This is a genomic window from Ralstonia pickettii, assembly GCF_000607165.1.
GTDB classification, from domain to species: Bacteria; Pseudomonadota; Gammaproteobacteria; order Burkholderiales; family Burkholderiaceae; genus Ralstonia; species Ralstonia holmesii.
This window is the reverse complement of record NZ_JFZG01000008.1, coordinates 565867-589199: the sequence shown is the minus strand read 5'-3', so window position 1 is coordinate 589199 and position 23333 is coordinate 565867. Positions and strand designations below refer to the sequence as shown.

At 65.9% G+C, this 23333-nt stretch carries 19 protein-coding genes; 14 read left to right on the top strand and 5 right to left on the bottom strand.

The window, feature by feature from the left end:
• Positions 1 to 4: 4 nt before the first annotated feature.
• Positions 5 to 493, bottom strand: coding sequence for an Lrp/AsnC family transcriptional regulator (locus BG83_RS0114230; RefSeq protein WP_024977367.1), 489 nt, complete (start codon positions 491 to 493; stop codon positions 5 to 7).
• Between the two features lie 158 nt (positions 494 to 651).
• Between BG83_RS0114230 and hppD the strand changes: the two genes are divergently transcribed.
• On the top strand, positions 652 to 1758 hold the full coding sequence (hppD, locus tag BG83_RS0114225) for a 4-hydroxyphenylpyruvate dioxygenase (RefSeq protein ID WP_024977366.1): 1107 nt from the start codon (positions 652 to 654) through the stop codon (positions 1756 to 1758).
• 222 nt (positions 1759 to 1980) lie between these two features.
• On the opposite strand, the gene BG83_RS0114220 is transcribed toward hppD, so the two are convergent.
• The gene (locus tag BG83_RS0114220; protein ID WP_024977365.1) at positions 1981 to 2598 is read right to left on the bottom strand and encodes an EF-hand domain-containing protein; all 618 of its coding nucleotides are present in this window, start codon (positions 2596 to 2598) and stop codon (positions 1981 to 1983) included.
• A gap of 152 nt (positions 2599 to 2750) precedes the next feature.
• On the bottom strand, positions 2751 to 3434 hold the full coding sequence (locus tag BG83_RS0114215; protein WP_024977364.1) for a type II secretion system protein N: 684 nt from the start codon (positions 3432 to 3434) through the stop codon (positions 2751 to 2753).
• Between the two features lie 175 nt (positions 3435 to 3609).
• Between BG83_RS0114215 and gspG the strand changes: the two genes are divergently transcribed.
• The 11 genes from gspG to gspF all read left to right on the top strand — a co-directional run bounded on the left by gspG (position 3610) and on the right by gspF (position 15110).
• A complete protein-coding gene (gene gspG, locus BG83_RS0114210; protein WP_024977363.1) occupies positions 3610 to 4080 on the top strand; it encodes a type II secretion system major pseudopilin GspG in 471 nt (156 codons plus the stop codon).
• Positions 4081 to 4112: 32 nt separating this feature from the next.
• Complete coding sequence (locus BG83_RS0114205) at positions 4113 to 4607, top strand: GspH/FimT family pseudopilin (protein ID WP_024977362.1); 495 nt, start codon at positions 4113 to 4115, stop codon at positions 4605 to 4607.
• Positions 4604 to 5002, top strand: a complete 399-nt coding sequence (gene gspI, locus BG83_RS0114200) for a type II secretion system minor pseudopilin GspI (RefSeq protein ID WP_024977361.1) — start codon at positions 4604 to 4606, stop codon at positions 5000 to 5002. The genes BG83_RS0114205 and gspI overlap by 4 nt, the downstream gene beginning before the upstream one ends.
• Complete coding sequence (locus tag BG83_RS0114195; RefSeq protein ID WP_024977360.1) at positions 4983 to 5723, top strand: PulJ/GspJ family protein; 741 nt, start codon at positions 4983 to 4985, stop codon at positions 5721 to 5723. The genes gspI and BG83_RS0114195 overlap by 20 nt, the downstream gene beginning before the upstream one ends.
• Position 5724: 1 nt before the next feature.
• Positions 5725 to 6810, top strand: a complete 1086-nt coding sequence (gspK, locus tag BG83_RS0114190; protein ID WP_024977359.1) for a type II secretion system minor pseudopilin GspK — start codon at positions 5725 to 5727, stop codon at positions 6808 to 6810.
• A 161-nt stretch (positions 6811 to 6971) separates the two neighbouring features.
• The gene (gspL, locus tag BG83_RS0114185) at positions 6972 to 8408 is read left to right on the top strand and encodes a type II secretion system protein GspL (protein ID WP_024977358.1); all 1437 of its coding nucleotides are present in this window, start codon (positions 6972 to 6974) and stop codon (positions 8406 to 8408) included.
• 10 nt (positions 8409 to 8418) lie between these two features.
• Positions 8419 to 8985: a type II secretion system protein GspM gene (gene gspM / locus BG83_RS0114180; RefSeq protein WP_024977357.1), complete on the top strand. Its 567-nt coding sequence runs from the start codon at positions 8419 to 8421 to the stop codon at positions 8983 to 8985.
• A 17-nt stretch (positions 8986 to 9002) separates the two neighbouring features.
• Positions 9003 to 9845: a type II secretion system protein N gene (locus tag BG83_RS0114175; RefSeq protein ID WP_024977356.1), complete on the top strand. Its 843-nt coding sequence runs from the start codon at positions 9003 to 9005 to the stop codon at positions 9843 to 9845.
• Positions 9846 to 9882: 37 nt separating this feature from the next.
• Positions 9883 to 12303: a type II secretion system secretin GspD gene (gene gspD, locus BG83_RS0114170; protein ID WP_024977355.1), complete on the top strand. Its 2421-nt coding sequence runs from the start codon at positions 9883 to 9885 to the stop codon at positions 12301 to 12303.
• 16 nt (positions 12304 to 12319) lie between these two features.
• Positions 12320 to 13876, top strand: coding sequence for a type II secretion system ATPase GspE (gene gspE, locus BG83_RS0114165; RefSeq protein ID WP_024977354.1), 1557 nt, complete (start codon positions 12320 to 12322; stop codon positions 13874 to 13876).
• 22 nt (positions 13877 to 13898) lie between these two features.
• Complete coding sequence (gspF, locus tag BG83_RS0114160) at positions 13899 to 15110, top strand: type II secretion system inner membrane protein GspF (RefSeq protein ID WP_024977353.1); 1212 nt, start codon at positions 13899 to 13901, stop codon at positions 15108 to 15110.
• 553 nt (positions 15111 to 15663) lie between these two features.
• On the opposite strand, the gene BG83_RS0114155 is transcribed toward gspF, so the two are convergent.
• Positions 15664 to 16347, bottom strand: coding sequence for a pyridoxamine 5'-phosphate oxidase family protein (locus tag BG83_RS0114155; RefSeq protein ID WP_024977352.1), 684 nt, complete (start codon positions 16345 to 16347; stop codon positions 15664 to 15666).
• Positions 16348 to 16439: 92 nt separating this feature from the next.
• Between BG83_RS0114155 and BG83_RS0114150 the strand changes: the two genes are divergently transcribed.
• Positions 16440 to 17909 (top strand): PLP-dependent aminotransferase family protein, encoded by a 1470-nt coding sequence (locus BG83_RS0114150; RefSeq protein WP_024977351.1) that lies wholly within the window; start codon positions 16440 to 16442, stop codon positions 17907 to 17909.
• Positions 17910 to 18207: 298 nt separating this feature from the next.
• The gene (locus BG83_RS0114145) at positions 18208 to 21768 is read left to right on the top strand and encodes an indolepyruvate ferredoxin oxidoreductase family protein (RefSeq protein ID WP_024977350.1); all 3561 of its coding nucleotides are present in this window, start codon (positions 18208 to 18210) and stop codon (positions 21766 to 21768) included.
• 88 nt (positions 21769 to 21856) lie between these two features.
• On the opposite strand, the gene sbcB is transcribed toward BG83_RS0114145, so the two are convergent.
• On the bottom strand, positions 21857 to 23296 hold the full coding sequence (sbcB, locus tag BG83_RS0114140) for an exodeoxyribonuclease I (RefSeq protein WP_024977349.1): 1440 nt from the start codon (positions 23294 to 23296) through the stop codon (positions 21857 to 21859).
• Positions 23297 to 23333 lie beyond the last annotated feature (37 nt).

Genomic DNA, 23333 nt, shown 5'->3' with positions numbered 1-23333 from the left:
CATCTCAAACCACCACCGGCAACGCCGTCGTATCCTTGATCCGCTCCAGCGCGAAGCTGCTCTTCACATCAATCACCGCCGGGTGCGCAAGCAGTTGGTCGCGTATGAAACGCGCGAAGTGCTCCATGTCTTCCACGAACACCTTGAGCAGGTAATCCATCTCGCCGGTCATGGCGTAGCACGTGACCACCTCCGGCCACGTCGCCACAGCCGCGCGAAAATTGTCGGACGGGCCTTTCCCTTTGGGCGCACCGCCCTGCTTCTCCAACCGCACGTTGATGTACGCCGACAACCCGAGCCCGATCTTGGTCGGGTCGAGCAGCGCGGCGTATTGGCGGATGACACCGCTTTCCTCCAGGCGGCGGATGCGTCGCAAACACGGGCTGGGCGACAGGTTCACCCGCTCGGCGACTTCCAGATTGGTGAGGCGGCCGTTGTTCTGCAGGACTTCCAGGATCTTGCGGTCGATCTTGTCGAGTTCCACTTTATTCATTTTTGTTGCTCCGCACCAATTAATTCGGCAATTTTCTTGCGCAAATTTAGCAAGACGGGCACAACTTCGCAATTTTTGCTTGGATCGACACTCCTACACTGCGAGGATCGTCAAAGACCTGAGCGCTGTCACAGCGCCCGCCCCGCAGGAGACTCACCATGCAATTCACGCCTTGGGAAAACCCGATGGGCACCGCCGGTTTCGAATTCATCGAATACGCCGCGCCGGACCCCGTTGCCATGGGCAAGCTGTTCGAGAACATGGGCTTTACCGCCATCGCGAAGCACCGTCACAAGAACGTGACGCTGTACCGCCAGGGCGAGATCAACTTCATCATCAACGCCGAGCCGGATTCGTTCGCGCAGCGCTTTGCGCGTCTGCACGGTCCGTCGATCTGCGCGATCGCGTTTCGCGTGCAAGACGCCGCGTTCGCCTACAAGCGCGCGCTGGAGCTGGGCGCCTGGGGCTTCGACACGCACAGCGGCCCGATGGAGTTGAACATTCCGGCCATCAAGGGCATCGGCGATTCGCTGATCTATCTGGTGGACCGCTGGACCGGCAAGAACGACGCCAAGGCCGGCGACATCGGCAACATCAGCATCTACGACGTGGATTTCGTGCCCATCGCGGGCGCCAACCCGAACCCCACCGGGCACGGCCTGACCTACATCGACCACCTGACGCACAACGTCTACCGTGGCCGGATGAAGGAATGGGCCGAGTTTTACGAACGCTTCTTCAACTTCCGTGAAGTGCGCTACTTCGACATCGAAGGCCAGGTCACGGGCGTGAAGAGCAAGGCGATGACGAGCCCGTGCGGCAACATCCGCATCCCCATCAACGAGGAAGGGACGGAGAAGGCCGGTCAGATCCAGGAGTATCTGGACATGTACCACGGCGAAGGCATCCAGCACATCGCGCTGGGTTCGACCGCGCTGGACAAGACGGTGGACGCACTGCGTGCCAACGGCATCAAGCTACTGGACACGATCGACACGTACTACGAACTGGTCGACAAGCGCATCCCCGGCCATGGCGAAAACGTGGCGGAGTTGAAGAAACGCAAGATCCTGATCGACGGCGCTCCGGGCGATCTGCTACTGCAGATATTCTCCGAGAACCAGCTTGGCCCGATCTTCTTCGAGTTCATCCAGCGCAAGGGCAACCAAGGTTTTGGCGAGGGCAACTTCAAGGCGCTGTTCGAGTCGATCGAGCTCGACCAGATGCGCCGCGGCGTGCTCAAGGCCGACGATCAGCCGGCCTGAAGACCCTCAAACTTCAGGCGTGCTGTACCCGCACCCCGATGGTTCGCCGTCGGGGTGTTTTTTTATGGGCATGAGCTGCAGCGGCGCATGCGGCGCAGACATGGCCCGATAGCAAAATCGACCCACACCCGCCTTGCGCCTCATTGAGGATGCGGACTGGCGTGGGCAATAAAAACGGCGCCCGAAGGCGCCGCTCGCGTGCGGAGAGATTCAGACGAGCCGTCACTCACCCTTCGTTGCCGACGGGCCGCCCGGCATGGCCGCGGCTGCAGGAGTGTTCTTCTGCGCCTTACGGGCATCGTGACGGGCCTTCATGTAAGCGCGGATTTCGTCTTCGGTGATCTTGCCGTCGTGGTTGGCGTCGATCTGGTCGAAGCTCTTGGCAAGGCGCGGCATGCCAGCCTGCACTTCGTCCTTGCTCAGGGAGCCGTCGTTGTCCTTGTCGGCCGCCTTGAACTTGGCGTCGAAGCGTTCCGCCATCTTTTCGTGCATCTCGCCCTTGTGGGCCTTGTGCCAGGCGGCCAGCTCGTCCTTGCTGAGTTGGCCGTCGTGGTTGGTATCGATCTGGTCGAAGTTCTTCTCAAGCCAGGCGTGGCCCTTGGCCTCGTCGCGCGAGATCTGGCCGTCGCCGTTGGTGTCGATGGCCTTGAAGCCGCCTTGGTGGGCCATCCTGCCCGGGCGGGCGCTGGTTTGCGGCGCAGCCGGTGCCGTGGCGGTGGCCGGCGCCTGCGCGCTGGCGGCTGGGGCGCTGGCATCCTGGGCGCGGGCGTTCATGCCCGACATGGCCAGGAACAGGGCCGAGGTGGCGAGGAAGGCGTGGACAGCACGCTTGTTGGTCATGGTCAGCTCCTTTTCACATGGACTGTGTAGCGGATTAGAACCCGACAATGCCGACGCGTTGCCGGCTTTTACACGCTGTTACCCCAATGACATGCGCTGTAATATGCGCCCGCCACCGCATGGCGGGCCGCCAGATGCCTATTGCCAGAGGCCTATTGGTTGGCACCCGGCTGGGGGTTATCGCCCTTGCGTGCGGCAGCCGCCGCGCGGTGGCGCGGGCCGACGATACCGCCGCCCTGGTTGGCGGGCTCGTCACCCGTGTTGATCTGTGCGGGCGCAATGGGCAGCATGGCGCCCGGCATGGCGGTGTTGGCCGGGTTGTTGGGGACCGGCGGCGCGGGTGGCGTGGCGGGCGTCGATAGCGGAGCCGCGGCGCCTGCAGGTGGCAGCGGCAGCGGCGACGCATTGCGATTGGCCGGCGACACCCCCGCCACGGCGCTGGCCGGCAGCGGAATCTCTTGGCGCGTGCCATTGCGCTCGATCACCACCGAGCGCGCCTTGATTTCCACCAGCTTGAGGTTGGACGACAGCGACTTGCCGGCCCGCACGGCCTGCGGTGCGCCACCGTCCACCGACACGATGGCTGCGCCCGAACCATCCGCCAGATCGGCCACCACACCCATCACCTGCACATCGCGCGGACCATTCTGTGGGCCGCCGCCAAAGAGCGTAACGGCCGCGCCAGTCTCCAGCGCGTCGGTCTGGGCCACACGCGCCTCGCGCGGGGCGCCCAGCGAACGCAGTGACGACAGCGTCAGCACCCAGTGCGTCAGGAGCGCACACAGGGCAGCAAACAGTACAAGACTGAGCAGGCGGGACGACTGTCGAGCGTTCATGAAATGGGGCGAGGCACCGTAGGAATACGCCGATTCTATCCGCCCTTCATGCCGGTTCGGTGAACAGCTTGGAGGTGCGGCTCTAGAGCCAACGCAGCATGACCCTGCCATGCAATATATGGTCATATGTCACGGATATACTGTGTCTCTTCCCCTTATTGCCAACTCTGTCGCCATGATGCAAGGCCAACTTCGCTCTTCCTTCCGCCAGCGCGCCCTCGCCCGACAAGCAGCGCGTGGTTTCACCCTGATCGAGATCATGGTGGTGGTGGTGATCCTGGGCATCCTCGCCGCGCTGGTGGTGCCGAAGATTATGAGCCGCCCTGACGAGGCGCGCATCATCGCCGCCAAACAGGACATCGCTTCCATTTCGCAGGCGCTCAAGCTCTATCGCCTGGACAACGGCCGCTACCCGACCACAGAGCAGGGCATTGGCGCGCTGGTCGCCAAGCCGACCACCGAGCCGATCCCCAACAACTGGAAAGGCGGCGGCTATCTGGAACGCCTGCCCAAAGACCCGTGGGGCCACCCGTACCAATATCTGAACCCCGGCGTGCGCGGTGAAGTGGACGTCTTCAGCTTCGGCGCAGATGGCCAGGCCGGCGGCACGGGCAACGACGCCGACATCGGCAACTGGGACAACTAAGCCGCCGCCGTCCCCTCAGCCCCCCGCTCACCATGCTCGGCCATTCACACCGCCGCCGGCAGGCTCTCGGCTTTACGCTGCTGGAGTTGCTGGTGGTGGTGGTCATCATCGGCATCGTGCTGGCCGTGGTGGCCGTGAACGCCACGCCCAACCCGCGCTCGCAACTGGTCGATGATGCGCAGAAGCTGGCCCGCCTGATCGAGCTCGCACAGGAAGAGGCGCAGCTCACCTCGCGCCCCGTGGCGTGGGAAGGCGATGCACAGGGCTGGCGCTTCTACGAATCCACCCCCAACGGCTGGCGCCAGCTCAACCGCGACGTGCTCGCGCCGGGCCACTGGCGCCAAAGCATGGACAACGTACAGATCGTCGCCGGTGCCGCTGCGGTGCCGGGTGCGCCGCAGCGCCTCGTGTTCGGCCGTGAGGCGATCGGCCTGCCGTGGCGCGTGGCACTGACCTCGCAAGGCTCGCGCGTGGATGTCGTGTCCGATGGCGGCCCACGCGTGTTGACGGAGGCGCAAACGCAATGACGCGCAACCACCGTCCCACGCGCACGCGCGGCTTCACCCTGCTCGAAGTGCTGGTGGCGCTAACCATCGTGGCCGTGGCGCTCACCGCCACCATGCGCGCCATGGGCAACATGACCACCGCAAGCGATTCCCTGCAGACGCGCATGATCGCCACCTGGAGCGCCGAGAACCACCTCGCCAACCTGCGCCTGGCACGCGTCTTCCCAGACCCCGGCGCGCGCGGTTTTGCGTGCCCGCAAGGCGATACGCAACTGTGGTGCGAAGAGACCATCGCCACCACGCCCAATCCGGTGTTCCGCCGCGTGGAGGTGTCCGTCTATCCGGATGCATCCAAATCCGTGCGACTGGCCTGGCTCGTGACTCTGTTGCCAAACGATGCGCGCAATGTCTTCTAACCGTTCGGCGCGCGGCTTCACCCTGCTCGAACTGCTGGTGGCGATCACGCTGCTCGCCATCCTGGCTGTGATCGCCTGGCGCGGGCTGGACAGCATGACCCGCACGCACGAGGCGCTGGCCCAGCGCGACGAACGCATCGAAGCACTCAAAACGGCTTACGCCCAGTTCGACGCCGATTGCACCCAGCTGGCCGATCCGAACACGCTGTCGCGCTCGCCGGTGGAGGTAGACGCCAACCGCGTGCTGATGGTGCGCGACCGCCGCGGGGAGAGCGATAGCGGCCAGCCGCCCGCGTGGCAAGTGGTGCTCTACCGCATCGTTGACGGCCGGCTCGAACGCCTCCAGACCCAACCGATCACCAACCGTGGCGACCTGCGCAATGCGCTGGACAACCTGCGCCAGGGCGGCGTGGGCGCCGCGCGCTACCTGCTCGCCACCAACGTCGACAGCATCAGCGCGCGCGTATGGATCGAACCCGGCGGCTGGATGGACAACACGGGCGCGCTGTCTGCGGCACTGTTCCCGGCCGGCAGCAATACCACCACCCTCACCGGCTTGCCGTCGGCTTCCACGCCCAGCGCGTCGGCCCCCTCGGCCAACACCCCGGGCGTGGTGGTGCCGGCCGCCTCGGTGCGCGCGGTGGAACTGGCATTGCTCGTGCGCATGACGCCGCAGGGCGCGCCGCAGCGCTTCACGCGCATCTGCATGACGGGGCTTTGACATGGCGCGATGCTCCCGTCGACTTGCTCAACGTCATCCGCATGCCGGGCGCCAGCGCGGCGCGGCCATCATCACAGCGCTGCTGGTGGTTACGCTGGCCGTGGTGATCGTGTCGGGCATGCTGTGGCGCCAGCAGGTGGAGATTCGTGCAGTGGAAAACCAGCGCCTGAAAGCGCAGGCCACGTGGATTGCGCGGGCGGGCATCGACTGGGCGCGCCTCATCCTGCGCGATGACCAGCGCCGCACTGGCGCGGTGGACCATCTGGGCGAAATCTGGGCCGTGCCGATCCAGGAAACCAAGCTGTCGGACTTCCTCGGCAGCTCGCTGCGCACGGATACGGCCGGCGAGGAGTCGTACCTGTCGGGCCGCATCTTCGATGCCCAGGCACGCTTCAACCTGATGAACCTGCTGACGGCGCAAACGCTGGGCGCCCGCACGCTCATTACCGGCCGCGACAAAGACGCCATCAAGGCTTACGGCCTGCTGCTGCAATCGCTCAACATCGACCCGAGCCTGGCCAATATCACGGCGACGTACCTGGCGCAGATGCTGGGCGGCTTCCAGTCGATCGAAGGCATGCAAGGTGGTCAGCAGGGCGGCGAAGACAGCGGCGGCGGGAGCGGCGGCAGCAACAGCAACGGCCCACGACCGCTCGACGACGTGGCCAGCCTGCTGACGATCCCCGGCTACACGGCGGACATGATCGCCAAGCTGCGCCCCTACGTGATCGTGCTGCCCACCCGCACACAGATCAACGCCAACACAGCCAGCGCCGAAGTGCTGGCCGCTGTCATCCCGAACCTGAGTCTGGACCGCGCCCGCTCGCTGGTGCAGGCGCGCGACCGCGCTTACTTCCGCAACATCGGCGATGTCACGAACCAGTTGCGCGGCATCGCGCCCGGCGTCGACACCACTGCCGCGGCCAATCTGCTGGACGTGCAGACCCACTATTTTCTGGTCTACGGCATGGCCCGCCATGAGCGCGCCCGGATCGGAGAAGTGGCGCTTGTTTCACGTGGCGATCCGATCAACAATAACGCGACCCGCATCGTCTGGGTCCGCCGCGTTGACGAGATTCCGTCATGACGGCGGCGCAACACCCCTCTACGTGCGTACGCGCCGCTTGTAGACAGACCCTAGCCTTCGCCGTATTGTCATCCGCATCGTTCAGCATCGCGGGTTTTGCGCAATCCGGCGCTTCCGTTGGCAGTTCGCATTCACACTCTCAAGATCAATAGAGGAGCGGTTTGACGACCTCCCTGTACGTGCGCCTGCCGCACCGGCCCATTCAATCGCCCGAACGCTGGTCGGCGGGCGCGCTTGCCTCCGTGCCCTTCGCGCTGGTGCGTGAAGAGGGCGCGCTCGGGGCCCAACGTGTTCAGCGCGAAGGTACGTCGCGCACCGACGAACTGCCCGCGGCTGATCGCCTGATCCTTCTGCTGCCCGCCGCCGATGTGCTGCTGGTGCCGACCAACGTGCCGCCGCTGGCGCTGCCCAAGCTGCGTCTGGCATTGCCCAACTTGGTGGAAGACCGCCTCGTGCAGGACGCGCAGCAATGTCATATCGCCCTTGGCCCCCGACTGGGCGACGCCCCTGCGCGTGGCTGGCGCGCGCCCCGCGAGCCGCAATCGCGCGCATTGATGATTGCCGACCGCGCGTGGGTCCGATTCATTCTCGATACCTTTGCCGGCCACAAGCACCGCACCTGCCATCTGCTGCCCGCGCAGCTTTGCGTGCCGTTTGAAACGGCTATCGCAGCTGCGGTGCCGCTTGCAGAATCGGCAAACGCCGTCGAACGTGCGGAACCGTCGCTTGACGCTTCCGCTGCCGCTGAACCTGCAGTCGCCGCGCCTTCTGCGGAAACCGTAGCCGCCGCTGCACCGGCAACCATCACGCTTGATGCGGCACCGCCGTCCGACCCGGACGCGCCCGTCGCCATCGACATCACCGTACGCACCGGCCGCGCCGAGGGCTACGGCCTGCGCGTGCTGCCGGCCAACCTCGGCAACTGGCTGGGCATTGCCCCCACGCCGGCCACGCTGATGGTCTCGCCCGCATTGCGCGAGCTGGCGCCGGGCTTGTCGGCAGACCCGGCCGCCGCCACGCTGGACTGGTCCACCTGGGCCGCCGGCGCACGCGATGCCCTGGCTTCGGGCGAGGCGGACCTCTGCCAGTTCGACTTTGCGCGCGGCGGCGTGGCCGGTATGGACTGGAGCCTCTGGCGCCTGCCGATCGCGCTGGCCGTGCTGCTGGTGGTCGTGCAAATCATCGGCATGAACGCGCGGTGGCTCACGCTGCGTGCCGAGCAGAAGCGGCTCGATACCGCCATGCGCGCGCAATTGCAGACGGCATTCCCGAATACGCCGGTGATCCTCGACCCGCCCGCGCAGATGCGCCGCCAGGTCGAACAGCTCCGCTTGGCGGCCGGCAAATCGGCGCCGGAAGACTTCCTGCCGCTGGCCGATCGCTTTGCCCAGGCCGCGACCGGGCTCGCACCCGATGCGCTGCTCGCGCTCGATTACCACGGCCGCGCGCTTACAGTCACGCTCAAGGACGGCACCGACACTGCCAGCCTGCGCACCGCCGCCCGCAATGTCGGCCTGAACATGGACACCGCCGAGGCCCCGCGCGGCGCAGAAACCACCGTACCGGGCTCGCGCTGGACGGTCTCCATCGCCCAATAACGATTCCTCCATGGTGACTTCCTCCCCCTCTTCCCGATCGTCATCCCGCCGCCTGCCGCGCATTGGCGTGCCCGACTCGGTGCGCGATGCGGCCACAACCTTCTGGATGCAGCGCGAACCGCGTGAACGCCGCATCCTGGCCGGTGGCGGCGTGGTGCTGCTGCTCGTGATCGTCTACCTGGTGCTGTGGGAGCCGGCCTTCGAAGGCCAGCGCCGCATCGAAAAAGCCCTGCCGCAGATGCGCAGCCAACTCGCCGAGATGGAAACGCTCGGCCAGGAAGCCCGCGGCCTGTCTGCCATTGCCGCTGCGCCCGTGCCGCGCGGTGCGGAACTGCAGCAGGCGCTCAACACGAGCCTGACCAACCACGGCCTGAAGGCCACGCGGATGGCGATGTCGGGCGAAAGCGTGCAGGTGCAACTGGACAAGGTGCCCTTTGGCGCGGTCGCCGAATGGCTGCAGGAGGTTCGGCAGGCGCAGCGCATGAAGGTGATCGACACGAACATCAAATACGTGGGCGCAACGGCCCTGGTCAACGTGACGGCGACGCTGCAAGGCCCTGCCGCCGCGGGCCACTGACGGGTCCGATCGTGCCGATGGGAATTGAATCACTGCCGCCGCTGCGCCTGCGCCGCCCTGCCGAGTCCGACGAGCGCACGAGCCTCGGTTGGCGCGTGCTGTGGTGTGGCGTGGCGCTGCTGGCTGTGGGCGTGACCGTGGTGGCGCAGTATCCGGCCGCGTGGGCGGCCGAGCGCGTGGCCGCGGCCACGGGGCACCGTGTGTTGCTGGCCGACAGCCAGGGCAGTATCTGGCACGGCAGCGCAACGCTGGCGCTGACCGCAGGCAACGGCGGGGCCGACGCGACCGTGCTGCCCGGCCGGCTGTCCTGGTCGATCGACATGCTGCCACTGCTGACCGGCACGCTGCGCGCGCACCTGACGCACGATCGCGCGCTGGAGAAGCCGGTCACGCTGACGGTCACACCAGGGCATTGGGACGCAGAGGCTGGCACGGTTGCGTTGCCTGCATCGTTGCTGGAAGGCATTGGCGCGCCGTTCAACACGCTCAAGCTGGATGGCCGGCTGCGGGCGCAGTGGACGCCGCTCTCGGGCCAATTCGGCAGTAGAAAGGGCCAGCCAAACACCGCCCAGGGCGCGCTGACTGTCACGCTTGAGCAGGTATCATCCAGCCTCAGCCGGGTGCGGCCGCTGGGCAGTTACCAGGCCGTAGTGTCGTTTGGCGGCGTGAGCGGCGCGCCGATGCAGTTGTCGCTGTCGACGCTGGCCGGGCCGCTCACTCTGCAGGGCCAGGGCACCCTTGGGCCCAGCGCGCATTTTGCCGGGGTGGCCAGTGCCACGCCGGAGTCGGAACCGCAATTGATTGGCCTGTTGAGTCTGCTGGGCCCGCGCGACGGGTCGCATCATCGACTCCGCTTTTGATCCTCAAGCCGGCGCGCGAGCCAGCGTGCCGACAACCATGAACGAGACCATGTACAACGCCTCTTCCCGACTCACCGTTCGCGCCATCGTCCTGGCATGCTGCGCAACAATGGTGGCCGGCTCGATGCCAGTCTTCGCCGCCCCGCCGAGCGCGGCATCTGCCCAGAACGGCGCCGTCGGCAACCCCGGGGATGAGGTCTCGCTGAATTTCGTCAACGCGGATCTGGACTCGGTGGTCAAGGCCGTCGGCCAGGCCACCGGGAAGAACTTCATCGTCGACCCGCGCGTGAAGGGCACCGTCAACCTCGTCACCGAAAAGCCGGTGACGCGCGCGCAGGCGCTGGAATCACTGGGCTCGATCCTGCGCATGCAGGGCTACGCGATTGTCGAGGGCAACGGCTTCACCAAGGTCGTGCCGGAAGCCGACGCCAAGCTGCAGGGCTCGCCCACGAGCGTGGGCGCGGCAGGCTCGCGCGGCGGCGAACAGGTTGTCACGCAGGTCTTCCGCCTGCAGCATGAATCGGCCAACAACCTGGTGCCGGTGCTGCGCCCGATGATCGCGCCCAACAACACGATCACCGCATACCCTGCCAACAACACGCTGGTCATTACCGATTACGCCGACAACCTGCGTCGCATCGGCCGCATCATCGCCTCCATCGACACGCCCGTGGCCGGCGAGACCGAACTGATTCCGCTGAAGAACGCCGTGGCCATCGACGTGGCGGCCACGCTGCAGAAGCTGCTCGACCCGTCGGCCGGTGGTGCAGGCGGTGCGGGCGCCGGCGCGGCGCTGTCGGACCCGAGCCTGCGCACGTCGGTCGTGGCGGAGCCCCGTTCGAACAGCGTGATGGTGCGTGCGTCGAGCGCGGCACGCCTTGCGCAAGCCAAACAACTGATCGCCAAGCTGGACGTGCCGAATGCGCGCCCGGGCAACATCTGGGTGGTGCCGCTCAAGAACGCCAACGCGGTGCAGCTGGCCACCACGCTGCGCGCGATCGTCGCGGCCGATGCCACGTTGTCGGCCTCGGCATCGACCGGCCCGGGCGGCCAGAGCGCCGCCCAAGGCGCGACCTCGCAGCCGGCCGGCGGCGTGAACACCTCGCAGAACCAGAACACGCAGAACACCAACTACGGCAGCAGCTCGGGTTCGGGCAGCGGCTCGGGCAGCGGCAGCTCTTCGTTCCGCGCCTCGTTCGGGCAGAACAACACGCCAACCACCGGCGGCATCATCCAGGCCGATCCAGCCACCAACGCGCTCATCATTACCGCCAGCGAGCCGGTCTATCGGAACCTGCGCGCCGTGATCGACGACCTCGACGCGCGACGCGCGCAGGTCTATATCGAATCGATGATCGTGGAAGTGACGGCCACCAAGGCGTCGCAGTTGGGCATCCAATGGATGGCCGGCGCGGGCGGCCCGACCACCTTTTTTGGCGGTGGCACCAACTTCGGCTCCGGCGCCAATAACCTGATCAACCTCGCGGGCACGATTGCCACCATCACCAGCGGCGGCATCGGCAGTACGGCCGCACAGACTGCCATCGGCACGCTCTCAAACAGCGTTGGCCAGCTCAACGGCGGCAACTTCGGGGTGTTCAACAGGGGCAGCGGTTTGGGCGCCATCCTCAGCGCGCTGGGCTCGGACGGCTCGGTCAACGTGCTGTCCACGCCCAACCTGATCACGCTCGACAACGAAGAGGCCAAGATCCTGATCGGCCAGAACGTGCCGATCACGACCGGCTCATATGCGCAGACCGGCGGCGCCGCTTCGGTCACGCCGTTCCAGACCTTTGACCGCAAAGACGTCGGCATCACGCTGCGCGTCAAGCCGCAGATCACCGACGGCGGGCTGGTGAAGATGCAGATCTTCCAGGAATCGTCGGCCGTGGTGCCGGGCACGCAGAATGCCACGCAGGGCCCCACCACCAACGTGCGCTCGATCGAGACCAATGTGCTGGCCAACGACGGCCAGGTCGTCGTGCTCGGCGGCCTGCTGGAAGACAACTATCAGGACGGCGAGCAGAAGGTGCCGGGCCTGGGCGACATCCCCATCCTGGGCGCGCTGTTCCGCTCGGAAAACAAGACGCGCGTGAAGACCAACCTGCTGGTGTTCCTGCGCCCGATCATCCTGCGCACGGCCGATGCCACCGGCGCGCTGTCGGACAACCGCTACAACTACATGCGCGACACGCAGCAGGGCTTTGTCTCGCCGAACATGCTGCCGACCACGTCGGACAAGGACACGCCGGTACTGCCCACGCCCAGCGCCATGCGCCCGGCTGACAATTACGGCGATGTGTCGATCGTGCCGAAGGGCCCGGCCGGCACGCAGGTGCCTCCGGGCGCCCCGATGCCGATGCCGCAAGGCACCACGCGCAGCCAGCCGCGCCTGCAGAACTTCGCGGCGCCCACTTCGGGCGGCTACGATGGCAATGCGCCGCGCAATGGTGGCTGACAACGGACAACGAACCATGGCAACGCAAGCTCCCACCACCGACGTCAGCACGCTCGAGCCGCCCTCGCAGTCCGCCGTGCGGCTGGTGCCGTATGCGTTTGCGCGCGACGCCAAGCTGCTCGTCGCCCGCCAGGACGTCGACACGCTGGAGGTGTGGGTCTGCCCCGAAACCTCGCGCACGGCGCTGGCTGAACTCGGCCGCGTGTTCGGCGCGCTGCAGTTGGTGACGCTCAGCGCCGCAGCACTGTCCACCGCCACGCAGACGGCTTACAACGCGCAAGACGGCAGCGCAGCCCAGGTGGTGGGCGAAGTGGAAGGCGAAGTCGACCTCTCGCGCCTGATGCAGGACATTCCGGCCGTGGAAGACCTGCTGGAATCCGAAGACGACGCGCCGATCATCCGCATGATCAACGCGCTGCTTACGCAGGCCGCGCGCGAAGGCGCCTCGGATATCCACATCGAGCCGTTCGAGAATGCATCCGTGGTGCGCTTCCGGGTGGACGGCACGCTGCGCGACGTCGTGCGCCCCAAGAAGGCGCTGCACGGCGCGCTCATCTCGCGCATCAAGATCATGGCGCAGCTCGACATTGCAGAGAAACGCCTGCCGCAAGACGGCCGCATCACGCTGCGCGTGGGAGGTCGCCCGGTGGACGTGCGGGTGAGCACCCTGCCCACCGGCCACGGCGAGCGCGCGGTGCTGCGTCTGCTCGACAAGGAAGCCGGCCGCCTGGATCTGAGCAAGCTCGGCATGGGCGCCGGCACGCTGGCGCGCTTTGACCACCTCATCAATCAGCCGCACGGCATCGTGCTCGTCACCGGCCCCACGGGTTCGGGCAAAACGACCACGCTGTATGCGGCGCTGTCGCGGCTCGATTCCGCTTCCACCAACATCATGACGGTGGAAGACCCGATCGAATACGACCTCGACGGCATCGGCCAGACGCAGGTCAACCCGAAGATCGACATGACGTTCGCCAAGGCCCTGCGCGCCATCCTGCGCCAGGACCCGGACGTGGTGATGATCGGGGAAATCCGCGATCTGGAAACCGCGCAGATTGCCGTGCAAGCCTCGCTCACGGGCCACTTGGTGCTGGCGACGCTGCACACGAATGATTCTGCCTCCGCCGTGACGCGCCTGATCGACATGGGGATCGAGCCGTTCCTGCTGTCTTCATCGCTGCTGGGTGTGCTGGCGCAGCGGCTGGTACGCCGCCTGTGCGTACATTGCCGCCGCGAAGAAGTGCTCGAACTCACGCCTGCGGAAGTGGAAGCCGTGGCCGGCACGCCGGTTGCGGATGGCGTGGCACCCGCCGCACCGGCACGCAAATCGGTGTGGCATCACGTCGGCTGCGACCGTTGCAGCAACTCCGGCTACCAGGGCCGAACCGGCGTCTATGAACTGCTGACCGTCACGCCGGAAATCCAAACGATGATCCACCGCCAGGCCGCAGAATCCGAGATCAAGGCGCTCGCCATCGGCCAGGGCATGCAGACCATGCGCATGGATGCACAGCGCTGGATCGACACAGGCGCCACGTCGCTGGAAGAAGTACTGCGGGTCACACGCGACTAAGGCGCGATCAAACGAATAGCGCATGCCAGCCTTCCGCTACGAAGCCGCCGACGCCGCCGGCAAGACCGACAAGGGTGTCATCGAAGCCGACAGCGCACGTCAGGCGCGCACGCTGCTGCGCGCACGCGGGCTGACTCCGCTGCTGGTCGACGTACTGGGCGCACAGGCCACCAAGCGCAGCGGGTCCAGCTTCGGCAAGCGGCTCACGGCGCAGGAAAACGCGCTCGTCACGCGCCAGCTCGCCAGCCTGCTGGTGGCGGGTCTGCCGCTCGATGAAGCGCTGGCCGCGCTGGCCGATCAGGCCGAACGTGCGTACGTCGGCGAGCTGCTCGCGGCCATTCGCGCGGAAGTGGTGGGCGGCAGCTCACTCTCGGTGGCACTGGCGCAGCATCCGAAGGATTTTCCGGACATCTACCGCGCCCTCGTTTCAGCGGGGGAGCACTCGGGCAACCTGGGCCTCGTGCTCTCGCGCCTGGCGGACTACATCGAGAGCCGCAACGCGCTGACCTCCAAGATCAAGCTGGCATTCACGTATCCGGCCATCGTCACGGTGGTGGCGTTTGCGATCGTGATCTTCCTGCTGTCATACGTGGTGCCGCAGGTGGTGAGCGTGTTTGCCAACACCAAGCAGAAGCTGCCGACACTCACGATCATCATGCTGTGGCTGTCGGATTTTGTGCGGAACTGGGGCTGGCTGGCAGCGATCGTTCTGGTGGCGATCGGCGTGCTGATCCGCAATCTGCTCAAGCAGCCGGCATTGCGGTTGTCGTGGCACAAGTGGCTGTTGACAGCGCCGCTGTTCGGCAAGCTCGTTCGCGGCTATAACACCGCGCGGTTTGCCAGCACGCTCGCGATCCTCACCAGTGCCGGCGTGCCGATCTTGCGGGGCTTGCAGGCGGCAGGCGAGACGCTGAACAACGTCGCGCTCAAGACCAATGTGGAGGATGCGTCCACGCGGGTGCGGGAAGGGACTTCGCTGGCGCGGGCGTTGGCGGCGCAGAATCAGTTTCCCCCTGTGCTGGTGCATTTGATCCGCTCGGGCGAGGCGACGGGCAATCTGCCGGCGATGCTGGAACGTGCCGCACAAGGTGAGGCGCAGGAGTTGGAGCGGCGCACGTTGTTTCTGACTGGCTTGCTGGAGCCGGCTTTGATTTTGACGATGGGCGTGGTGGTGTTGCTCATCGTGTTGGCTGTGTTGATGCCGATTATTGAGATTAACCAGCTGGTGCACTGAGTTTTGTTCTTGGTGTGCCCCTTGTTTCATCCCCTGCCGGGGCTGACTCACTTTCTTTGTCTTGCCAAAGAAAGTAAGCAAAGAAAGGCGCGCCCGATGCGGCGAACCCTTCCTTGAATTTATGTCGCAAGGAGGGAGGGGAGGCAAACTCGCTGCGCTCAGACAGCCTCCCCTCTTTTTCCTCCTTGCAACAGAAATTCAAGGCGCCGCATAGGGCAGGGAAAGTCAAAGACAAAAGCCAAACACTCTGGGCGCCAGCTCAAACGACAAGGCCAACCTCGCGATGGGTTGGCCTTTTCCTTTGACGTTGAGCCCTAGATGGCGCCTTGAATTTGCGTAACCGGGCGGAAAAAAGACGGGAAACTGTCTGAGCGCAGCGAGTTTTTCCCGTCTCCGCCCGGTTACGCAAATTCAAGGAATGGGTCGCCATCTCGGGCGCGCCTTTCTTTTGCTTACTTTTCTTTGGCAAGACAAAGAAAAGTAAGTCGTGCCCGGCAGGGTACGAAACACAGATGGACCACCAAGGCCAAAAAAAAACCGGACCGACCAGCCCTCACGACATCACCGCATCCACCACCGACACACGCGCACTATCCCTCCACTCCTGCACGTAGTCGGGCGTACCTGCAGGTGCCGCATCCACCACCGGCGCCAGTGGCAACAGCGCCATCGGCAGCACGCCGGCCCACACGGGCAAGTCGAGATCCTCAGCATCGTCCTTCGGACCACCCGTGCGCACTTTGCACGCAGCCTCATCCAACGGAATGCGCAGCACGGTCGTGGCGGCAAGCTCCTTGGCATTGCCGGGCCGTGCCTGCTGCGAACGGCCCGGCGCGAGGACTTCCATGAAGGTATCGAGCACCGCAGGCTTCTGCGCATCAGGCACGACTTCGAACGCGCCGTAGATGACCGCCGAGCGATAGTTCATCGAATGGTTGAACGCCGAGCGCGCCAGCACCAGGCCATCGATGTGCGTGATGGTTACGCAGACCTGCGCACCGCTGCCTGCCAGCCGGAGCATGCGGCTGCCGTTGGAACCATGGATGTAGAGGTGGTCGCCCTCGCGCCAGCACGCGGTCGGGATGCAATGCACGCCATGCTCGTCGGCGAAGGCGATGTGGCAGACGTAGGCCTCGTCGAGGATGGCATGCAGCGTGGTGCGGTCGTAATGGCCGCGGTGCGCGACGCGACGCACACGGGTGCGCGCGGTGGGCGATGTGGGTTCTGTGCTCGACATGCAAGGCTCCGAAATCGTAATCGATATGCCGACGATAAAAAAACCGTGGCACCATGCATAGACCCACCAAAATGCAGAGTCTTGGAGCCACGATGGATTACGGCGTCCTGCTGTCGAACTACGAACGCACCGCGACGCACGCCGAGGGCGTGGCCCGCGCCTCGCAGCAGCATCGGCTATATGCCTGCCTGCGTGCAGCCATCCTCAGTGGACAGATCGAGGAAGGCACGCGCCTGGCGCCCTCGCGCACGCTGGCCGAAGAGCTGGGCATCGCGCGCAACTCGGTGCTCTACGCCTACGAGCAACTCGCCACCGAGGGCTTCGTGCTGAGCCGACGGCAAGGCACGGTGGTGGCGCGCGTCGGCCTGCAGCAGACGCCCGCGCATGCGCCCGAAGCCCCGCCCGAGCTGTCGCGCCGCGTGAACGACCTCGAACGCCCGCGCGGCGGGATGGGCGACCTGCTGCCCTTCTTGCCCGGCACGCCCGCACTGGATGAATTCCCGCTGGCGCAATGGCGCCGCTGCATGGAACGCGGATGGCGCCGGATCGGCCCCGGCCAGATGGGCTACGGCCCGGTCGAAGGCAATGTTGCCCTGCGCCAAGCCGTGGCGGAATACCTGCGCGTTTCGCGCGGCGTGCGCTGCGACGCGTCGCAGGTGTTCATCACCGACGGCACGCAGAACAGCCTCGACATGTGCGCCCGTACGCTCGCCGATGCGGGCGACGCCGCGTGGATCGAAAACCCCGGCTACTACGGTGCGCGCGCCGCCTTGCAGGCAGCAGACATGCGATTGGTACCGATCAGCGTCGACGCCGATGGCCTCGCCCCGCGCGCGGAAGACTGGCGCGACACGCCACCCAAGCTCATCTACATCACGCCGTCGCACCAATACCCACTGGGCGCGGTGATGAGTCTGGAGCGTCGCCTTGCGCTCATCCAGCACGCGCGCGCAGCCGGCGCGTGGATCATCGAAGACGATTACGACAGCGAGTTCCGCCACACGGGTGCGCCGCTATCCGCCGTGCAGGGCCTGACGGAGGATGCGCCGGTCATCTATCTCGGCACGTTCAGCAAGATGCTGTTCCCGGCGCTACGCCTCGGCTATATGGTGGTGCCACCCGCGCTGGCGCCCGTGCTGAAAAAGACGGCAGGTGCGCTGATGTTGCGCGGGCGCGTAGCCGAGCAGCTCGCGCTGGCCGAGTTCATCGAGGCGGGACATTTCACGCGGCACCTGCGGCGCATGCGTCGTCTGTACGGCGAGCGCCGCGATGCGCTGCAGGCCGCAATCGAGCGGCACCTGGATGGCATCGTCACCGTATCGGGCGGCGCAGGCGGCATGCACCTCTCGGCACGGCTCGACGCGCCGGTGCGCGATACCGAAGTCAGCCGCGCCGCGCGCGAGCACGGAATGGTGCTGCGCCCGCTGTCGCGCTTCTGCCTGCCGGGAACCTTCACCGCGCAGTACAACGGCCTGGTGCTGGGCTATGGGAACGTGCCTGCCCAAGCAATGGACGGGCTTGTCGTCCGCATGCGGGAAGTCATCGAACGCCTCGGGGATTGATTCCGACCGTGCCGGTGCGTCGCGAAAGCGCATCGCCCCGGCCCGCTTTGCCGCAAACGTTGCATGCACCGCACAACCGGTGCAACCCCGTCGTCCAGCGCTGTGCATGCGTGCACCGGACACCACAACCAAGGGAAAACCCACCCCCATTCTTGCTGCGTTGCACGGTGTTCGGAATGTCACGCGATGCTACGATGCCTCGACCCACAGCTGCATGCCAGTTTCCACAAGAAGCGGCGCAGGCAGCACCAAAAGAGACCTGCTGTCGGTGATCCCGACACACCCACACGGAGCACGCATGAATGCCCCTCTGAACGACGCGCTACGCCGCGCGCTCGAAACTGTTTCCCTGGACGACAAATACACGCTTGAGCGTGGCCGCATCTACATCAGCGGCACGCAGGCTCTGGTGCGTCTGCCGATGCTGCAGCAGGAGCGCGACCGCGCCGCTGGGCTGAACACGGCAGGCTTCATTTCCGGCTACCGCGGCTCGCCGCTGGGCGCGCTGGACCAAGCCCTGTGGAAAGCCAAAAAGCATCTGGCGGGGCACAACATCGTCTTCCAGGCGGGGCTCAACGAAGACCTGGCCGCCACGGCGGTCTGGGGCTCGCAGCAGGTCAATCTGTATCCGAACGCCAAGTTCAGCGGCGTGTTCGGCATGTGGTACGGCAAGGGGCCGGGCGTGGACCGCACGATCGACGTGTTCAAGCACGCCAACTCGGCGGGCTCGTCCGCGCATGGCGGCGTGCTGGTGCTGGCGGGCGATGACCACGCCGCCAAGTCGTCCACGCTGGCGCACCAGTCCGAGCACGTCTTCAAGGCAGCCGGCATTCCGGTGCTGTATCCGTCCAACGTGCAGGAATACCTCGACTACGGCCTGCACGGCTGGGCGATGAGCCGCTACTCCGGCCTGTGGGTGTCGATGAAGTGCGTGACGGACGTGGTGGAATCGTCTGCGTCGGTGGATGTCGACCCGCATCGCGCGCAGATCATCCTGCCCGAAGATTTCGTCATGCCGCAGGGCGGCCTGAACATCCGCTGGCCCGATCCGCCGCTGGTGCAGGAAGCGCGCCTGCTCGACTACAAGTGGTACGCCGGCCTGTCGTACGTGCGTGCCAACAAGCTCGACCGCGTGGTGCTCGATTCACCGCAGGCACGCTTCGGGATCATGACCGCCGGCAAGGCGTATCTGGACGTGCGTCAGGCGCTGGTCGACCTCGGCCTCGACGAGGAAACCTGCCGCCGCATCGGCATCCGCCTGTACAAGGTCGGCTGCGTGTGGCCGCTGGAAGCGCACGGCGCGCGTGCCTTTGCCGAAGGGCTGCAAGAGATCCTGGTGGTGGAAGAGAAGCGCCAGATCCTGGAGTACCAGCTCAAGGAAGAGCTGTACAACTATCGCGACGACGTGCGCCCGCGCGTGTACGGCAAGTTTGACGAGCGCGACAACGCCGGCGGCGAATGGTCCGTGCCGATGGCCAACTGGCTGCTGCCGGCGCATTACGAGCTGTCGCCTGCGCTGATCGCCCGCGCCATCGCCACGCGTCTGGAAAAGTTCGAGCTGCCGTCGGACGTGCGCGCACGCATTGCCTCGCGCATCGCCATCATCGACGCCAAAGAGAAGGCGCTCGCCAAACCGCGCATCACTGCAGAGCGCAAGCCGTGGTTCTGCTCGGGCTGCCCGCACAACACGTCGACCAACGTGCCGGAAGGCTCGCGCGCGCTGGCCGGCATCGGCTGCCACTACATGACCGTGTGGATGGACCGCCGCACCGACACCTTCAGCCAGATGGGCGGCGAAGGCGTGGCGTGGATCGGCCAGATGCCGTTCTCGGGCGACAAGCACGTGTTCGCCAACCTGGGCGACGGCACGTATTACCACTCGGGCCTGCTGGCGATCCGCGCGTCGATTGCGGCCGAGGTGAACATCACCTACAAGATCCTCTACAACGACGCCGTGGCCATGACCGGCGGCCAGCCGGTCGACGGCCCGCTGTCGGTGCCGCAGATCGCCGCGCAGGTGCATGCGGAAGGCACGTCGCGCATCGTCATCGTCACGGACGAGCCCGAGAAGTACAACGCTGCCATCAAACTGCCCGAAGGCGTGACGGTGCACCACCGCGACCGGCTCGACGCAATTCAGCGCGAGCTGCGCGAGGTGCAAGGCACCAGCGTGCTGATCTACGACCAGACCTGCGCGACGGAAAAGCGCCGCCGCCGCAAGCGCGGCACGATGGTCGATCCGGCACGCCGCGCGTTCATCAACGATGCGGTGTGCGAAGGCTGCGGCGATTGCTCGGTCAAGTCGAACTGCCTGTCGGTCGAACCGCTGGACACGGAGCTGGGCACCAAGCGCAAGATCAACCAGTCGTCGTGCAACAAGGATTTCTCGTGCGTGAACGGCTTCTGCCCGAGCTTCGTGACGGCCGAGGGCGCGCAGGTGCGCAAGCCCGAATCGCACGGCGTGTCGATGGAAGGCCTGCCGCTGCTGCCGCATCCTGAGCTGCCGGCCATCCAGCGCGCGTACGGCGTGCTCGTCACCGGCGTGGGCGGCACGGGCGTGGTGACCATCGGGGGCCTGCTCGGCATGGCTGCGCACATTGAGGGCAAGGGCGTGACCGTGCTCGACATGGCGGGCCTGGCGCAGAAAGGCGGCGCCGTGCTCTCGCACGTGCAGATCGGCGAGCGTCCGGATTCGATTCACGCCACGCGCATCGCCATGGGCGAGGCGGACCTTGTGATCGGCTGCGACGCGATTGTCTCGGCGTCGGACGAAGTGCTGTCGAAGGTGCAGCATGGCCAGACGCGCGCCATCGTCAACAGCACGGCTTCGCCCACGGCCGATTTCATCAAGAACCCGAACTGGCGCTTCCCGGGCAGCTCGGCCGAGGCGGACATCCGTGCGGCCATCGGCGATGCCTGCGCATTTGAAGACGCCAACACGCTGGCCGTGCGCCTGCTGGGTGATGCCATCTACACCAACCCGCTCGTGCTGGGCTTTGCGTGGCAGAAAGGCTGGCTTCCGCTGACGCACGACGCGCTCATCCGCGCGATCGAACTCAACGGCGTGGCCGTCGAGAAGAACAAGACCGCGTTCGAATGGGGCCGCCACCTCGCACAAGACCGCGATGCGGTGCTCAAGCTCGCCGACGATGCGCCGCGTGCCAAAGCCGACGTCATCGCCCTGCCCTCGCTGGACACGCTGATCGCCCGCCGTGTTGATCTGCTGACCGCGTACCAGAACGCAGCGTATGCCGCTGAGTTCCGCGCGGTGGTGGAACGCGTACGTGCAGCCGAAGCTGCCGTGGTGGGCGCAGGCCAGCCGCTGGCGTTCACGGAAGCGGTGGCGCGCAACCTGTCGAAGCTGATGGCGTACAAGGACGAATACGAAGTCGCCCGCCTGTACACCGACCCGGCATTCCTCGACAAGCTGCGTGCGCAATTCGAGGGCGAGCCCGGCCGCGACTACCAGCTCAACTTCTGGCTTGCGCCGCCCATGATTGCCAAGCGCGACGAGAAGGGCCACTTGGTCAAGCAGCGCTTCGGTCCGAACACGATGCGCATCTTCAAGCTGCTCGCCAAGTTCAAGGGCCTGCGCGGCACGGCGTTCGATATTTTCGGCAAGACCGAAGAGCGCCGCACCGAGCGCGCGCTGATCGCCGAATACCGCGCGCTGGTCGATGAACTCGCGCGCGGGCTGACGGCGCAGAAGCTGGGGCAGGCCGTGGAACTGGCCCGCCTGCCGGAGGACATCCGCGGCTTTGGCCATGTGAAGGAGGCCAACCTGGCGGCGGCGCGCATCCGCTGGAACAAGCTGCTGGCACAGTGGCGCGATCCGGCGGCGGCACAGCAGGCAGCCTGATCCGCGCCGCTTTAGGTATCACCATGAAAAAACGGAGGCTTCGGCCTCCGTTTTTCTTTGCGCGCGTCCGCTTCGTCAGCCCGGCTCCTCAGCCCGGTGCGATCTGCTGCGCGTAGTCGTACAGGTCCTGCAGGATGGTCTGCGCACGCGCGTCGCCGTTCTCCGTGGCTTCCGCGCCCAATCGTTGAAGCCGTTCGCCGAAGACCTCGAAGGTCAGATAGCCATCGCGGCCTTCGAACAAGCGCTCGGCGCGCAGTTGCTCCCACTGCTCGTATTCCTCTTCGTTCAACGTATCGGGGAAGTTGCGTGCGCGGTAGCGGAACAGCAACTCGGGCAAGCGCGCGTCGGCGAAATCCGGGTGCAGTTGCGCGAGCTGTTCGCCGCTGAGCGTGCGCAGCTCGTTGAGCATGCGGCGGTCGTCGTTGCCGACAAATCCGCCGTAGAGGTTCTGGTCGACGTCTTCAGTCGGCTCCAACTCGCGGGCGTACACCTGGCGCCACGTGTCGCGCATGTCCGGCGCCCCCTGCGCGATGGCGGCGTGGCGTTCAATGGTGGCGAAGTCGATGCCCCAGCGTTCTGCCTGCGCGGGCTGCAACGTCTTCATGTTGCTGATGACGATGGGCGACTTGTTGATGTGGATCGACTTGATCGGCAGTCGCGTGGTGCCTTCGACCAGGTCAGCCGTACGCGTGAACATGCGCTCGCGGATCGTCGCAACGTCCATGTGGAACAGCTCGGACGGGTCGAACGCCAAATCCCACACGATCAATTCGTTCTTGTTGGTCGGGTGCCCGCCCAGCGGCCACACCACGGCCATGCAGCCACGCTCCACGCCGTACATGCCCGAAATGTGCAGCAGCGGCCGCGGCGCATCGCCGATCTCGGCCACCACGCGGTCTTTCTTGCGCAACGCCAGGCAAAAATCGAACAGGCGCGGCTGTGCGTTGCGAATGAGGCGCGCCAGCGCAATCGTCGCGCGCACATCGGATACCGCATCGTGCGCCGCATCGTGCACCAGACCGTTGGCCTTGGACAAATGCTCCAGCTTGAAGCTCGGCCTGCCGTCTTCATGCGTCGGCCATTGAATGCCTTCTGGGCGCAGTGCCCAGGTGGTGCGCACCACGTCGAGCAGATCCCAGCGCCCGCATTCGTTCTGCCACTCGCGTGCGTATGGGTCGATCAGGTTGCGCCAGAACAGGTGCCGCGTAACCTCGTCGTCAAAGCGGATGGTGTTGTAGCCGACGCCGATGGTGCCGGGCGTGCCCAGTTCGCGCTCGATGGCCTGAGCGAAACGGTATTCCGGAACGCCTTGCCTGGCGCACTGCTGCGGCGTGATGCCGGTGATGAGGCACGACACCGGATCGGGCAGCCAATCGTTGGAGGGCTGGCAGAACAGCTCGACAGGCTCACCGATCTCGTTCAGCTCGGCATCGGTGCGGATGCCCGCAAACTGGGCCGGACGATCACGGCGCGGCACGGCGCCGAAGGTTTCGTAGTCGTGCCAGAGGAAGGTGGGAGTGACGGGCAAGGCAGCGGCTCGTTGGAAAGACTGAAGATGCCGGCAT